Raw genomic sequence first — 15,228 nt, forward strand, 5'->3', positions numbered from 1 at the left:
TTTGTGTGTTTTTATGTCGAGCGGGCAAAACAACACCTATTTTGGGATTGAAGATAATTCAAAATTATATGTACCGGAGATTAACACAGGAAAAGCTTATATTAAGTCGAGCTTGAAGATATTGATCGCTCCCGATCGTCAGAAAGCGATCGATTATTCAGCAAGCCCTATTTATCTGGTGCAGTTGCACTACAAACGAGAGATTTTTTTTGTTGGAGTTTTCACATTGAGATGGTATGTGCTTTCAACTATTTTTAGACCAACTAGCCGAGAAATATCCAGATAATTTAAATATTATTTAAGTAGATAATGGCAGGTTTCATCATAGTAGTATTCCCAAAATACCTTCTGGATATTCTATTGATTTTTCAACCTGCTTGTTGTCCAGAAGTGAATCCACTTGAGAGAATATGGGGACAAATTAAAGAAGAACTTAGTTGGACTATCTATGAAATTTTAGATGAGCTTAAAGAAAAAGTTGGCGCTTTTATTAGGAAATTTTCAACAGAATAAATAGCGTCTCTAGCCGAATCGGAGTACATTTTATCAGCTTTGGATACTGTAGCATAACTTTGAAGAATTGGTATAAGATAGAAAAATAAATGCGATCAGAGAATTGATTTAAAGTTGCGAAACTCTGATCGGCCTAACTTGTCTATTCCTCTCAAAAACGGCTCTCGGTTTCAAGGCGATTCTCAACAATAACCACAGAGATCGCCATTCTCCGGGAGTTTCCTGCCGCTTCCACTGACCCGGTCGACAGTACAGCATTTCGATCAAACAGCGGTGCTGGGTAATGTTCAGGCGATCGAACGCAATTCGGACAGTGGGAAACTCCACCAAACTGCACCCAACATCATCGCGAAAACTCGACTCCAACTGAGATTTATTGCTCACAAACTCAATCTTAGCCACAGGAATAAAACATTCCTCTTCCATAATTTCTAGAGTCGCCGAATCGCAATCAATCAAACCTTTGGTTAAACGACCCTCAGCGCCCAACTCAACAGCAGAGGGCGCTAGCGAGTTCCTGGTTTTGACTGCCGCACTGCGAGGGAGCGCTTTTATTTTATCCTGCGATAAACTTGTCTCAAAGGCATATTTTGGCAAAATCTCTGCTGCAGTAAAACTCTCTTTACTGCCTTTATTTTCCACCGCAAAACTTGGCCGCTGTGTCAGAGCAACTTCAGCGCCACTTTCCGAAATGACAGTCGTTATACCCCAAAAACTTTGACCACCCATATTCAATTGTACAACCCTGCGTAAATTGAACCATTCGTAAATGTCCGGCTTAGGAATATCCACCAAAATTAGTAATGCAATCCCCAGCATCAGCAAGTTGTAAACGCTCCAAATCCATCCCAAACTCATGCCTTTTAACAACTCTGCACTTTCTGATATTGCCTGTACGCTGCCAATATTTTGAACTAAATTAATGTTTACATTCTGCCACAAACTGAATGCTGTAGCGACGAACAAGGCAATTAAAGGCCATCCCAAATTCCAGTTAAAACTAAAGCGATCGCTGGCAATTCCTTTCGGCGTCACCTTAAACCCTTTCTCAAAGGGATTTAGCATTGCACTCACCACAGTTACCGCTAAAGGAATACACTGGACGAATGAATAAACATCGGAAAGTAAAGCCGATCGCGATCTGCGGTTCAGCCAAGAAAACACAGTAACTTGCACCAAATAGTAAGGCAGGAAAAAGTACAGCAATTCCCGCGCACTTGCCCGCAAAGGAAGTATGCCGAGAAACGAATAAGCTAAAGGCATCAATAGAAACAAAACCCTGGTTAAACTGGTAAACCAGTGCAGCAATCCTTCCAAGTGAGACAGCCTTTGTACGAGTCTGAGACCGCGAATCGTCAAAGGATTGGAATCAATAAAAAATGCCTGAAGCGTGCCTCGCGCCCAGCGTAGCCTTTGAGTTAGATGAGCCTCTATGTTTTCTGCTGCCAAACCAGCACTCAATTTTTCATCTAAATAAACTAAGCGATACCCGGTTGCTGACAGTCTAATTCCGGTAAAATAATCTTCGCAAATTGAATCTGTGACCACGCCTCCTACTGTTTCTAAAGCACTGCGCCTAACTACAAAAGATGTACCGCAACAAATCACGCTGTCGGCGCTGTCTTTGATGATTTCAATTTGCCTGTAAAATACTTCTTCTTCCGGCGCGAGCACATTTTCTAAACCTAAATTGCGGGCGATGGGATCGTGGTTGTAAAAGCTTTGCGGTGTTTGAACGAGGGCGATTTGTGTATCTTGAAAAAATCCAACTGTTCTATTTAAAAAGTTTTTAGTAGGAATAAAGTCGGCATCAAAAACTACAATTAGTTCTCCATTAGTTAGGGCTGTGGCGTGATTGATGTTTCCAGCTTTGGCGTGAATATTATCTGGTCTGGTTATATACTCGCATCCCAGTTCTTTTGCCAGCAAATTGATTTCATGCCGCTTAGTATCGTCGAGCAAATATACTTTTTTGTTGGGATAATCTAAAGCTTGACAGCCGATTACAGTGCGCCGTAAAATAAAAGCCGGTTCGTTGTAAGTTGGGATAAAAATATCTACGGGCGGGGCAAAGTTTCCAGATTCAACTGCAACTGCCATGCGATCGGCTTCTCGACGTCGGTCTTTCACTCTCAGCATTAAATACAGTTGAATGCTGGTGGTGAAAATCATTAACATTTCTAGGAAAAACAGCCCCAAACTAAAGATACCGTTGAGGGGATCGCTTAAATTGAGAGTAGCTAGCGATCGCCACAAAACGTAGCGAATGGTTAAAGCCAGAACTATTGCAACTACCACAGCACGCGACCATTTCTGGGGTTGAGGCGAAATTTTAATTGCAGCTAAAGCAACAGAGACAAGCGCGACAGTCGGCACTAACAAATACATCTTGCTCGTAGCAGGCACTTGCAGCCACACGGACGGGTTTTGCTGCCAAGTGTTGATTGTGGCAAAAATGCCGCTGACAGTGCCTTCACGCGCAAACCAGGCTCCGGCGATCGCACCGGCGAAAGCAACCGCCCCCAAAACGACTAGCGTTGCCGCCGGCACCCGCGAAATCCGCCCAAAGCGGCGTTTCAAGTCTTGAAGGTCAAATCTTGAAGTTGTCATAAAATATATTTAAAATTCCCGATCGTGCCTCCAACAGTCAGAGTTTCCTGCTGTCCACTTTTTAATTCAGTTGAAAATTCCGACACACCTCAATTACTCTATTTACATTTTTTAACATTTTGACCCTTGTATGATAATTCATCTTGCTTGCGGTTGCCAAACTGCTTAGCGAGTCCAAACCTGGCAAAATATAGCAGAAGGAAGAAGGAATAAGGCTTTAGTTACCGAGTAGAGAAGTCCTATCAATTTCGGTAACACTGGAATGATGGGGAGTCGGAAGTGGGGAGTGGGGAGTGGGGGAATGTGGAATTGTGCGACCTTGACTCGATCATTCCCACCCAACCGGAAAAGATATCAGAAGCAATCTTCAGCAATGTCAGCAACAGGCTTTCCGGCTTGTTCCATAATAAAAAATAATTCTTGTGGGTCGTTTCTGCGACGCCGCCCATAAAAAGCTGATTGAAAATGCTACCACATCTGGGTCCTAACCGTCTGGCGCGCTTGCTATAGTTCAAAAAAAATTATCTTGTCTACAAATCAAATAGGATTGCTATATCAAACTATAGCAATCCCTAGGGTTTAATAATTAGACGAATTTGACATCTAACTAAAGGTAGATTAATTTTATATTAATTTAAAAAAATTACCGCTATCGCAGCACAAAAACTCAGCCCTCAAAGAACTAATCAGCAATTGCTAATTGCGAGATTGCATAGCGGGCGACAGCCAAACTAACTCTAGCTTGTTCTATTTCCGACAATTGGGCCCAAGGTCTATTAGTCGCCATGACCAATTCCCCCCCTTCCGAATCAACATCTCGCATGGCATAAGCCAAAGGACGCGCCAACACCTGCAAATCTTCCTCAGCCCACTGAGGCAAAATATCTAACACGCACTCTACCATTTGGTCAGCTAAAGATTGATACTTAACAGTTGCGTTTTGCACGCTTTGAGCGATGCGGGCCACAAAATCTTGAGGAACGCGAGCAAATTTTTCGCGCAAAGACTTTTGCAGAGCAGTCGTCAGCCAAACTTGTTCTAATTGCGAGAATAAAACTTGCGATTTCAGGGCAATATCGCTGTCGCTGAAGGAATCAGATAGCGCAAATTCCTGCTCTAGGGCAGCCAAATAAGATTCTGATTCAAGCTGTGCAGGATTCCAGGGATAAGCAACATCAGTCTGAACTATTGTGGCGAGAAGTTCCATCTGGGCCTGAGTTTGTGAGTCGCGAAAATATTCAGAATCAGGAGATTGGGTAGCCATGATGTAATACCTCAGGGGGAAAAGGAAAATATAGAAGGGGGACTGTGCCAAGAGCTAGTTGGGAGCTATCAGTGGTAAGTAACTCTTTTAAATTCAGATTGGAGACTCAACGCCCAGAACTTTGCTGTGCCACTCGCCGCTTGCCTTCATTAGCTACACGCGCACCTTAATTCGTTCCGCAATCAGTCTCACTGTAGCCCGAAGTTTTGGGAACCTCAATAGTGAACTCAAAAATCTGACCTTGAGAACTGCCAAATTTTAGCTGAGTCCCGCTGCGTAGCAGCAATTCTTGGTGGTGAACTCTCTGCCATCCCTCAGAGCCCAAAACTAGAGTCCCATAACGAGAAAAATCGCGCAGGAAGTAGCTAGGTTCTTCCCGGCTATCTCCGATCGTGTTTCGGCAGAAAATCTCGGCGTGTTTTTGAGAAACCCACTGTTCTCGAATCACTACGTCGTTTTCTTCCCAGCGTCCGACTCGAACCATACCGGCGCGAATCGGCCAAACCTGATTGGTCGAGTCGGTGGATTTGGCATTTGGTCGATCGCGCCCCCGCAAATAAGCACAAGACGGCAACCGTCCCAGCCAAGTAGAAGAATTTAAAGGCAATTCAGTTTTGAGGTCATCTACCGGCTCAGTTAGCTGACCGTCAAACTCAGGGTGCATATACAGCACAGGCAGCGTCCAAGCGGGTTGATTGAACTTGTAAAGCGTCAGTAACTGCTGTCTGGCGACGGCGACGGCCCGATCGATCGACATCCGTCCGGCCAAAGCTTGGGCAAAAGTTTGGATAAAACTCAGGGCCTCGCGATCGGCGATCGAGTCCCGCATCCCCAACACCGCAGGCACCCCGTGATGGATCAGTACCTCCGCCAAACTGCTGCGGGCGATCGCCTGTTGCTGGCCGTTAGTTGAGTGCAGCCTCTCCACCGCCGGCTGAGCTCCCCAGCAGGCATTAAACACCGCCAGAGTCACGCGGCATCGAACTAATACCTGAGCCAGTTCAGTACCGTTAATCGCCGTTTCCGGCCCCAAAAATAGCAAGCCGCCGTCGGGGCCCGGTATTCCGTGGCCGGCGTAAAACAGAATGTTGTAAGCTTGCGTTTCCAGCCGAGAAATTAGTTCCGCCGGAGTAGGTTCGATCAGAGTATCGACGCGAGTCGGAACGCTGATGTCAAAATATTTGCCACTGTCGTCGGTTTGAAAAGCACTTTCCAGAACGGCAGCTAAGGCGAGCGCTTCTTCTCCCAACTGCAAATGACCGTTATTGCTGTTGGAAAATTGAGAGTTAGCGCCGCGGCCGGGTTCTGCTTGTCCCAAAACTAGCAAAATGTTGAGCGACTCCGCAGGCTGCAGGGGTGGCAAAGGTTCAACATTGCTGGTAGTGCGGCTGAACAGCAGTTGCTGCGACAGAGAAATTGCCGGTTGACCGGCTTGCGGCTGCATAATTTCCCAAGGCAAAGCAATTAAATACGGTTCGCGCAAGTCTACGCGTACTCGCAGGGGTAGATTTTGCCCGATCGCAATACCTTTACTTTCCTGGAGACTACCCTGAATCGGGCCTTCAAACAGCCACTGCCAAAGATTAATCCCCAAATGCTGCATCAGGCGGCTGCTGTAGCTTGCTGGTGGCCGAGGCGGATGCTGATCCCCCTTCTCGCCCCACCCCCGTTGACCGAGGTGGAGCGGCACAGAGGGCGTCGCTGGAGCGAGGTCTAGCGACTGAGGACTTCGTTGTTCAGTTTCTGCCAGTATATTCTGGTTGTTTTCCGGCGAGACGAAACTGCCATCAGGATTTAGGGGCAATTCGTGAATTGTCCCGGAGGGCGAAAACATTTCCTGCCAAGCTTTCCAAGATTGGGAGAGGGTATCGGGCCACATACAGTCGTGGTGAACATACCCGCTGGGATAGGGAGCTTGTAGAACCCAAGTGGCAAAATGGTTTGCCCCAGCGGTTCTCAGGCGAGCGATCGCTATACTGAGGCAAGGACTTTCAGGGCGCGCCATTCACAACTATCGACTCTGGATATAGGGTTGGATTGAGTTTATCTATTCGTAGTTTATCGGGTTTGGGGTGCGATCGAGTGCGTGAGATTGCTTTGGGATGCTTCACTTTTACTTAGTGCCCAAAAATTTATCTAAATTCGGTAAATCTACCCAAGTTCCCGTAGCATTCGACTCCTGGGTCAAATCCATCAACAACTGAGAGTAAACCCCTTCTCTGAGCGACGGTATCAACGATTTACCGCCATCTATTGCTTCTACCCACCTATCTACTACTCGAATAAACGGTGCAATCCTCCCGTCTGGATAAACTTGAGGAAACTCCAATCTTTGAGGAATTTTGATTTCAGCTAAAGGTTCTCCACCTTGGGAACCCCACAAGCGAAATCCGTGGACGTAATCTTGCTGGTTATCGCTTCCCAACACCAACGTACCCTTACTCCCGTATATTTCCACCCAGTGTCCTCGCCCTTGATAAGTAACAGAACTCAAACAAACTTGACAAGGAGTTCCCCCGGCTAATTCCAACATCAACGTGCACGAATCATCGGCATCAACTAATTTTAAACTTCCCCAATCATTCGGATCGGGCCGCCGCGAAATTCCTGTAATCAAATGCCCAGAAAGCCTCTGCGGCGGGCCGAACAGCCAGCTAATATAATCAAAAACGTGAGAACCTGTCGCGCCCAAAACTCCGCCTCCTCGCTCTTTTTGCGCGTACCAATTCCAGGGGCGACTCGCATCAGCGCGGCTCGACACCAGCCAATCAATCTTAATTAAACGCTTTTCTCCCACATATTCTGCTGCCAATAATTCTGCTAGCATTTGCCATGCGGGGATGAAGCGAAACTCAAAGTCCATTGTGGCAATTGCTCTCGAACCACCATTTTTAAAATCGGTTTGAGATTCGTTGTTGGCCAATCGGTAAAGTTCCCTGGCTTCATTTGCTGTCAGGGCTGTGGGTTTTTCTAATAATAAATGCTTGCCTGCTTCCAAGACGGTTTTTGCCATTTCAAAATGCAAAAATGGCGGTGTGGAAATGCTGGCGCCCGCTACTTCTGGGATGGCTACTATATCGGCGATCGAGTCGCAAGCGTAGGGGATATTGTGGGTAGAGGCGATCGCCTTTGCTTTGTCTAAATTCCGGTGGTAAACAGCAACAACCTCTGTCCGGTGATGGGCTTGGAAGCCGGGAAGGTGTACTTTTTGACCGAAACCTGTACCGACTACTGCAACGCCTATTTTTGACATAATTTAATAATTAGTAATTGGGAATTGGGAATTGGGAATTGGGAATTGGGAATTGGGAATTGGGAATTGGGCATCGGCCCAACAGGGCATCGGCCCAACAGGGAATTGGGAATTGGTAGCAACTAACCAATAACTAATGACCGCAACATCTGCCTGAAGGTCGATAATTAATCCGTGTATCCGTGTCCTCATCTGTGTCGTGCTTGGCTTCTTCCCTCATCCTTCTTCCTTCTTTCTTCTTCCTTCTTCCTTCTCCACCCATTCAATTACTTGTTTGCCCAAACTAACGCCGTCAAACAAGTCAATTTCTCTGATCCCTGTAGGGCTGGTGACATTAACTTCTGTGAGATAACCGCCAATGATATCAATGCCGACAAAGTACAGTCCGTCTCGTTGCAGCACTGGTTCTAACTGAGCGCAAATTTGCAGTTCGCGATCGGTAATTTCTGTTTTTGCGACTCGGCCGCCGACGGCCATGTTGCCGCGAAATTCATTGCCGGTGGGAATGCGGTTGATAGCACCGATGGGCTTGCCGTCTAACAATATAATCCGTTTATCTCCCTCTTTGGCTTCCGGCAGATAAGTCTGAACCATCACTGGAATTTGCCCTTGTTGAGTGCTAATTTCCACCAGGGAGTTAAGATTGCGATCGCCCGCCTCCAAGAACAAAATCCCCTCGCCAGCTTTGCCACCCAATGGTTTAAGAACTGCCGCTCCTTTTTTCTCAACAAATTGCCGAATTACCTGCTTATTTTGAGAAACAATTGTCTCGGGGATCGCTCCCTCAAATTGCAAAGCATACATCTTTTCATTCGCCGCCCGCAATCCTTTGGGACTGTTAACTACCAAAGTTTTACCCGGATCGATGCCGTCTAGAAGGTAAGTAGCGTAGAGGTAAGGAATGTTGACTGGGGGGTCTGTCCGCATAAATACTGCGTCCATTGCTTCCAGAGGCTGCAAAGTAGGCTGTTCTACCTGGTACCAAGCCTCAGCAGCCTCCCAGCGTCCATCTACGACTTTGACTGGGGTGAGGGCTACCCGACTGAGCATTGCCCAGGTTTTGCCGCCGATGACGCTTAATTCGTTAGCTTGAGTCGCCCAGACTTCGTGACCCAACTCTTGAGCGGCTTCCATCAGCGCTACGCTGGTATCGTGTCCTGGAATTAGTCGCGCGAGGGGATCGATGATGAATGCAAATTTCATTGTCAGTTAAAATTAAGAATTGGTCGCCGGAAAATTTGGGCTAACTGAAAAGTCAACAGGAAAAGCGTTATTTTGCTGCTAGCAGCGGATCTAGCAGGCCTTGAGAATCCAGTTGGTGGATGTCGTCGCAGCCGCCTATGTGTTGGTCGTTAATGAATATTTGGGGCAGGGTACGGCCTCCGTGGGCTCGATCGGTCATTTGATCCCGTGCTGCTTCATCTCCGTCGATCGCGTACTCTGTAAAGTCCACCCTTTTTCGCTTCAGGAGTGCTTTAGCACGAATGCAAAACGGGCAGGTTCTCCAAGTGTAAATTTCTACTTTAGGGGTCATCGGACACGCTTACAATAACAATATTTTTTATTGTAATCTTAACCAATCTTATTTGAATTTTTATATAGTTGTAGCCAGCAACGTGTAAAGTTATTATTTATACAATTTTCTTTTATTTTACCGTACACCTAAAAAAATACCCGCGCTTCAACAAGCGGAGAGATTTTGAAAACAAGCAGCACCTTCGGCCTGCCTACCGTTGCTGACCGACCTGCTTGTTTCGTTTTCTGCCGAAACCGATGATTCCTGCGCCTGTAACGAGGAGTGCTACCACAGTACCCGGTTCTGGGATCGCTGTTGTCCTGACCGAGGTATTTTCGTATATATTAGGAAAATTCGGCGTTGGTGCCACTATGGGTGCAGGTGGCACTATCGGATTTGTCATGACCGCAGGTGGTTGGGCATCAGGTAATTGCTCTGTAGGCTCTGGCGGGGTGAGTGGCGATTCGACTGCAGGCTGCGTCGGCGCTACGGTGTCTACTGTCGGTTCTGGTGATTGGAGGACTACCGGCGCTTCCGGTAACGGCTCTGGCGAGGCCAGTTGCGGTTCTACTACCGGCGCTTCCGGTAACGGCTCTGGTTCGGCTACCTGCGGTTCGGCTACCTGCGCGTCCGGTACGGGGTCTCGCAGGGATGTTGATGATGAGGCCCCTGTTGATTGCTGACCCTTCACGCACTCATCTGAAAAGTTTCCGGGCCCGCACACATCGATGGCTGCTGAAGCCGGAGGGGCGGCAGCTAGATAGTAGAACGCTGTTGCCATTGTGGCAGAGAGTCCAATTGCTAGTTTTGCCAGTGGCGTACACATAACTATTTAGTTAAACATTGGTAAAATCGGAAAATAGAAAGAGTGCTAGAGATTAGCGCTGCACGACGGGCAAGGATTTTAGATATCTGAGAATAAATTGATGTTTTCTGTGGCGGGCACCTGTAAAAGATAGTATAGCGCTTGAGGCGATCGCCCAAACACTTTAGTCATACTATTCTCTTTCACCTTAGCCCCGCCTAGCGTGGTTGGCACTGATTAGTGGTTTGCACGGAGTGAAGCAACATCTTTTTGCACCTCTCAACCAAGGGCCGTTACAGCCATTAACAAAGAGTGTTTTTACCTTGACCGCCGCCTCCTGAAATTAATTATTTAACGGCTCGCAAACTAGCTCTGCTGTATTGTACTTTGCGCAATGCACAATCTGACTACTCTTATTATCATCTCATGGTTCGACGATATCTGTCCTCAGTATATGTACGTGTATTCCGGAATGTCAACTACTTAAAAGTAATATTTAAGTATTTACCGAGGGTAGAGGGCGTATTGAATGAGCTGAGCTAGTCTGTCGCGGAGAGTTTCCATCCCGAGACCTTTGGCCGCCGAAATAAATACGGCTTGAGGAAACTCTTCTCGGGCGAGGGCGAGAGTATCTCCATCTACGGCATCGATTTTGTTAAAAACTACAAGGGCTGGCCCGGGAGTTACGGGCATATCTGTCAAAATATTCATGACCGATCGAATTTGACTCTGCCACGCGGGATGGGAGAGATCGACGAGATGCAGCAAAGCATCGGCGTCAGTGACTTCTTCGAGAGTAGCCCGAAAAGCGTCGATCAAGGCGGGAGGCAGTTCGCGAATAAAGCCCACTGTATCTGTGAGCACGATCGACAGGGGTTCCCCGGTGACGCCGGCAATGGTCAACCGTCGGGTTGTGGGGTCGAGGGTGGCAAATAACTGGTCGGCGGCGTAGACCTCGGAATTGGTGAGCAGGTTGAGCAGAGTCGATTTACCGGCGTTGGTGTAGCCGACGATCGCCACTGAGGGTACCTCGTGGTGGTGCCGGTTCTGCCGCAGCCGAAAGCGGTGGGCCAGCAGTTGATTTACTTCTTGCTGCAATCGAGAAATGCGTTTGGCGATCGTCCGCCGTTCGGTTTCGAGTTTGGTTTCCCCGGGACCTCTGGTACCGATGCCGCCGCCCTGTCTCGACATTGCCTGACCGCGACCTCTGAGCCGGGGCAGGTTGTACTGTAGCTGAGCGAGTTCGACTTGCAATTTACCCTCGCTCGATCGAGCTCTTTGGGCAAAGATGTCGAGAATTACCTCTGTTCGATCGACTACGCGGATACCTATCTGAGTTTCCAAGTTCCGTATTTGTGCGGGGGCCAGGTCGCGATCGAATACCACGAGGTTAGCGCTAATCGTCTGAGCGGTAAGGGAAATTTCCTGAACTTTGCCTTCGCCGACCACTGTCTGCGGATGGGGGCGCGATCGTTTTTGGCGCACTGTTTGCAGAACCTGACCTCCGGCGCTTTCAACCAGCCGCGTGATTTCTGCGAGCCCGTCCTCAAACTCCAACAGAGTCATGTGCTGAGTCATTACACCTACCAACAGCACTTTGTCTTGGTCTGCATCGACCTGCTTAGCGACAAACTCTGCTTCAAACTCTGCTTCGAGTCCTTCCACCAAATCCAGAAAGTCTTGGTCGGCGAGTTCGTCCAAATTCAGGGGTTCTGATATTTTCCAGGGAAAGTGTTGAGTTTGAATTAGTGACTTTTGAATTGAAGGCTCTTCTATTTCATCAGTTGAATCTGGTTCTAACTGAGCGCTCAAAACAGAGAACTCAAAATTTGGCTGGTCTCCCTGGGGTATCAGGTGAGCGAGATAAGTTTCTTGGATGTAGCCTGTCCCACCGCCACCGCGGCGCTGAAATCCTCCGCCGGTCAGTGTCAGCCAAACGAGGGCGTCCAAGCGCTGAATTGCCATTGCTGTGAGAGCTGCTTCGCTTGGGGTTTCTGACTTCAAGTGGGTGGCGATGCAGCGAATGCCGCTGAGGCGACCTCCCCCGTAGCGGGGCAATTCTAAGGGCGCAATCTGCGTTTGGCGGGGTGTACCCACGCCGACGCGAATTACTTGTCCGCGGCGGTTGATGTAGGTGCAGATTGGTTTGTCTATTTCCGTGCTGATGCCTGCGACGCGCTGGGCGAATTCTGCAGTGGTGATGCGATCGCCCGGTAGTCGCTGGTGGTAAAGCTTTTCGAGTTGCTTGAGCTGGCTGGACTTTAAACCTTGAAGATTGCCGTAGATGGTTTCGATAACTGTTTCTCCCGATCGATCTGTTTATCTCCTATTTTAATTAACTCCAGCGCGATGTGTTCGGCTTTTGAGTTGAAATTTAGTAAATTTTCTTGCACCTAGCAGAGCGCGGATTCAGTATGGGCCCGCTCAAAAACGGATACTTGCTTTCCGACAACAGTCGTGAGTCTGCCAAAATTTTAGAGCTTAGTTCAAGCTTCCAGATTCATCTGTGGAGTAAATCTAAAATCTCAAATCAACTGACGAGTAAAAAGCGCCGTTGTTTGTCGCAGCAGCGCGATCGGACATTTCACTGCCCTTTAAACTTGCGGTTGTATTCAGTATCTACAGATACAAGCGCTCGCTTAAATCATCTGGATAAACAAAACTTAACACATATTTTTTTGTCTCAAACTCCTCCTTTAGACTTGTGTATATCTTGAGCCTAGAGGCAGATAGCAAAGTAGAAATTAGGTCGCTACGATGATAAGCGAAACATTGTTAAGGAATGTAAAAACATGGAAACCCGTCCTACTAACTTGCCTCCTACGGCTAATGCCTACAACGGCAAAGATCGGAATGCCTTTCTGTTTGGCTTCAACCCGCAAGCAGAACTTTGGAACGGTCGCTTAGCGATGATCGGTTTCTTAGCTTATTTGCTTTGGGACGCGGCTGGATTTAGCGTTCTGCGTGACATACTTCACTTTCTGCCTACCTACATTGCTCACTAATGAGTAGCTGTTTTTCCTGTCTGGCAACGTGAGGAAATGCCGCCACTGCCAGACAGGCTAAAAGTTACAAATGGCAGGGAGTATGGTTTCGTCCATTTGTATCTTTCGTTACTTTTGAACGGCATTAAAAGACTTCGTGCTGTGATTCGATGATTCCGGGTGGGGGCGCTGTCGCTGGCGCGGTAAATATTAATAGCAACAGATATTTATGGCGTAAAGGCGATCGCCCCTGCTGGATTTTTGACAAGAAATCTCATCGAGCATTTGGGATAGTTTATGAAAAATAGGAGCATCCACGATGATTAACTCAAATTTACTGGCAGTAGTAGCATCGACTGTGACTGACACAGCATCAGGAAATTGGCAAAAGCCTCTGGTGATGTTTGTTTGCAATATCTTAGCATTGCTAGTTCTCAGCCGCCGAATTTGGTATCCCCACATCGGACCGAAAATGCCTTTGCCCTTCCCGTCTTTGTTCAAAAATGTTAGCGTACCGGCATTTCTGGCTTGCATGAGCGCAGGTCATTTGCTGGGAACATTCATGATTTTGACCCTCAAAATCGACAAGTATTTTTAGGAGCAATTTCCGAGCTTTTGTGGCGATTTATTACTAAAATTGGTTGTTAAAAGCCGGAGCAAAAATGGCAGGGGTAAGTGAAAATCTCTCACCCCTAGTTTATTTTATTTTTAGATCGGGAGTGACGTATAAATCGTTTTTTTACCAGGGATTTATAACTAACGGGACTTAAACAAATTTCAAGCCCAAACTAGCTTGATCTGCTGCACCTACGTCCGTGTCTGCGGATATCGCACCAATCTATAAGATCTAGCTGTTTTCAAGACTTATAAGACTTCCATAAAAGTAGTTAAAATTTGTGAGGTTCTTAGGAATGACCTAATCTAGCAATCAACTCATTCTCAGTTACCAAACTGTAGGCACAAAATACTAATATTCAATGCCCATAAAGACTGATGCTTCCTCTGACATGATACTATATCTAATCCTCACCATTCCTGACAATTACGAGAGAACAATTCTAGGTAGTGCTGCATAGTCAGGATATTACAGCATATTCCATGTATATATAATACACTGGATTTAGTACATAAGCAAAAAAAATGAAACCTTATTCGCTCGAATTTTGCTATAAAATAGTTAAAATATCTGAAGAAGGCGATACATCCATGAGGAAATTAGCCACATTTGATGTGAGGAAAGGGTTGGTTAAAAAAATATTAAAACACAAACAAACGACTTACCAGGTTCAAACCAAACAACTTTCTTTGAAGTTTTAAAAGTGTGTTAAACTCGCGCAGGACTGAATTGATTCTGATGAAAAAAAACATTCGGATAGCACGTTGTCAGAATATTGGCATTTGATCTACAAGGAAGCTTGAGCGCCCTAGTATGATGTGTCGCGAACTAAAAAAACAAAAGTTGACTCGAAAAAAAAGACCATACGCAGTAGTCAGTCTGCCGCTGAAAGAGTACAAATTTGGAGGTGTGAATGTTGGGAAAAAGTGAAAAATCTTGACCCTGATAACCGGGTTTTTTTGTTGGATGAAATGGGCGTTTTATTGGGTTGACACGAACCCACGCTCGTTCGTCGAGATACGGTAGTAGATTCTACGATTTAAAACCATTTTATTGGGTACAAGAATCACAGTTGTCGGATCAATAAGTTTAAAAAATTAGTATGACTAATTACGCTCGCAGGAGTCGATGGGTGACAAGGGATTTGAAGTTTTTGTTAAACACTTTTTAGTACCAAATTTAGGCAAATGTGCAGTTGTTGTTATGGATAATCTCCCTGCCCACAAGCTGGCGGTGATCGGGCGGGGTGACAACCCCGCCCAAAAGCCGTACAGGGCAAAGATTTGACCGACTTATGTTAAAAAAAGATAGGTCATACCAATTTAATATGAAGCTGCATAGAATAGGGCTTCAAGAATAAAATTGTAAGATGACAACGAACAGATTTCCTCAGGAGTGATTTTTTCAAGAACTTGTTGCAAGCGCTCTCGTAGTTGCCCAAGTGTTGTAAAAACCTCTCCAAGAAGTTGCTGTTTGATATATTCCCAGACCCGTTCAATTGGATTAAGTTCTGGACTATGTGAGGGCTGACAGACAGGAATTAAATTTTCGGGCCATGATAGTTCATTAGTGATATGAGCACTCGCTCGCTCCATTTGAATCAGGGCAATATCTTCACCCAATTGTAGAGAAAGAGCGTCAATAAATTGCTGGAAATCTTCTCCATT

At 46.6% G+C, this 15,228-nt stretch carries 13 protein-coding genes; 4 read left to right on the forward strand and 9 right to left on the reverse strand.

Annotated features, from left to right (window positions below; all coding sequences use genetic code 11):
* Both QUB30_RS31395 and QUB30_RS31400 read left to right on the forward strand, forming a co-directional pair.
* A partial coding sequence (locus tag QUB30_RS31395; protein ID WP_333341901.1) for a hypothetical protein occupies positions 1 to 286 on the forward strand: 286 nt, incomplete at its 5' end.
* A gap of 23 nt (positions 287 to 309) precedes the next feature.
* Entirely contained in the window at positions 310 to 513 is a 204-nt protein-coding gene (locus QUB30_RS31400) for a hypothetical protein (RefSeq protein ID WP_333341903.1), read from the forward strand.
* 108 nt (positions 514 to 621) lie between these two features.
* Here QUB30_RS31400 and QUB30_RS31405 read toward each other — a convergent pair whose 3' ends face one another.
* The 8 genes from QUB30_RS31405 to hflX form a co-directional block, all read right to left on the reverse strand.
* The gene (locus QUB30_RS31405; protein ID WP_333341905.1) at positions 622 to 3,123 is read right to left on the reverse strand and encodes a glycosyltransferase family 2 protein; all 2,502 of its coding nucleotides are present in this window, start codon (positions 3,121 to 3,123) and stop codon (positions 622 to 624) included.
* Positions 3,124 to 3,805: 682 nt separating this feature from the next.
* Positions 3,806 to 4,387 carry a hypothetical protein gene (locus tag QUB30_RS31410; RefSeq protein ID WP_333341907.1) on the reverse strand — a complete coding sequence of 194 codons (582 nt, stop codon included), beginning with the start codon at positions 4,385 to 4,387 and terminating at the stop codon, positions 3,806 to 3,808.
* A 166-nt stretch (positions 4,388 to 4,553) separates the two neighbouring features.
* The gene (locus tag QUB30_RS31415; protein ID WP_333341909.1) at positions 4,554 to 6,392 is read right to left on the reverse strand and encodes a CHAT domain-containing protein; all 1,839 of its coding nucleotides are present in this window, start codon (positions 6,390 to 6,392) and stop codon (positions 4,554 to 4,556) included.
* 108 nt (positions 6,393 to 6,500) lie between these two features.
* Positions 6,501 to 7,640, reverse strand: coding sequence for a Gfo/Idh/MocA family oxidoreductase (locus QUB30_RS31420; protein ID WP_333341911.1), 1,140 nt, complete (start codon positions 7,638 to 7,640; stop codon positions 6,501 to 6,503).
* Between the two features lie 216 nt (positions 7,641 to 7,856).
* Positions 7,857 to 8,843, reverse strand: a complete 987-nt coding sequence (gshB, locus tag QUB30_RS31425; RefSeq protein ID WP_333341913.1) for a glutathione synthase — start codon at positions 8,841 to 8,843, stop codon at positions 7,857 to 7,859.
* Positions 8,844 to 8,910: 67 nt separating this feature from the next.
* The gene (gene grxC / locus QUB30_RS31430) at positions 8,911 to 9,174 is read right to left on the reverse strand and encodes a glutaredoxin 3 (RefSeq protein WP_333341915.1); all 264 of its coding nucleotides are present in this window, start codon (positions 9,172 to 9,174) and stop codon (positions 8,911 to 8,913) included.
* 193 nt (positions 9,175 to 9,367) lie between these two features.
* Positions 9,368 to 9,982 carry a PEP-CTERM sorting domain-containing protein gene (locus QUB30_RS31435; protein WP_333341917.1) on the reverse strand — a complete coding sequence of 205 codons (615 nt, stop codon included), beginning with the start codon at positions 9,980 to 9,982 and terminating at the stop codon, positions 9,368 to 9,370.
* 483 nt (positions 9,983 to 10,465) lie between these two features.
* Positions 10,466 to 12,058 carry a GTPase HflX gene (gene hflX / locus QUB30_RS31440; protein WP_445300571.1) on the reverse strand — a complete coding sequence of 531 codons (1,593 nt, stop codon included), beginning with the start codon at positions 12,056 to 12,058 and terminating at the stop codon, positions 10,466 to 10,468.
* 695 nt (positions 12,059 to 12,753) lie between these two features.
* Between hflX and QUB30_RS31445 the strand changes: the two genes are divergently transcribed.
* Together QUB30_RS31445 and QUB30_RS31450 are read left to right on the forward strand one after the other, a co-directional pair.
* Entirely contained in the window at positions 12,754 to 12,966 is a 213-nt protein-coding gene (locus QUB30_RS31445) for a chlorophyll a/b-binding protein (RefSeq protein WP_333275293.1), read from the forward strand.
* A 298-nt stretch (positions 12,967 to 13,264) separates the two neighbouring features.
* Positions 13,265 to 13,543 carry a Photosystem I reaction center subunit PsaK gene (locus QUB30_RS31450; protein WP_333341919.1) on the forward strand — a complete coding sequence of 93 codons (279 nt, stop codon included), beginning with the start codon at positions 13,265 to 13,267 and terminating at the stop codon, positions 13,541 to 13,543.
* Positions 13,544 to 14,883: 1,340 nt separating this feature from the next.
* On the opposite strand, the gene QUB30_RS31455 is transcribed toward QUB30_RS31450, so the two are convergent.
* The coding region (locus QUB30_RS31455; RefSeq protein WP_333341921.1) for a transposase at positions 14,884 to 15,228 on the reverse strand (345 nt) is incomplete at its 5' end.

Origin of the sequence: Microcoleus sp. BROC3, assembly GCF_036702515.1 — a bacterium.
Classification (GTDB): domain Bacteria; phylum Cyanobacteriota; class Cyanobacteriia; order Cyanobacteriales; family Microcoleaceae; genus Microcoleus.

Coding starts and splice junctions, on each gene's coding strand:
- QUB30_RS31400 (WP_333341903.1), top strand. CDS start 310: ATGGCAGGTTTCATCATAGTAGTATTCCCAAAATACCTTCTGGATATT.
- QUB30_RS31405 (WP_333341905.1), bottom strand. CDS start 3,123: ATGACAACTTCAAGATTTGACCTTCAAGACTTGAAACGCCGCTTTGGG.
- QUB30_RS31410 (WP_333341907.1), bottom strand. CDS start 4,387: ATGGCTACCCAATCTCCTGATTCTGAATATTTTCGCGACTCACAAACT.
- QUB30_RS31415 (WP_333341909.1), bottom strand. CDS start 6,392: ATGGCGCGCCCTGAAAGTCCTTGCCTCAGTATAGCGATCGCTCGCCTG.
- QUB30_RS31420 (WP_333341911.1), bottom strand. CDS start 7,640: ATGTCAAAAATAGGCGTTGCAGTAGTCGGTACAGGTTTCGGTCAAAAA.
- gshB (WP_333341913.1), bottom strand. CDS start 8,843: ATGAAATTTGCATTCATCATCGATCCCCTCGCGCGACTAATTCCAGGA.
- grxC (WP_333341915.1), bottom strand. CDS start 9,174: ATGACCCCTAAAGTAGAAATTTACACTTGGAGAACCTGCCCGTTTTGC.
- QUB30_RS31435 (WP_333341917.1), bottom strand. CDS start 9,982: ATGTGTACGCCACTGGCAAAACTAGCAATTGGACTCTCTGCCACAATG.
- QUB30_RS31445 (WP_333275293.1), top strand. CDS start 12,754: ATGGAAACCCGTCCTACTAACTTGCCTCCTACGGCTAATGCCTACAAC.
- QUB30_RS31450 (WP_333341919.1), top strand. CDS start 13,265: ATGATTAACTCAAATTTACTGGCAGTAGTAGCATCGACTGTGACTGAC.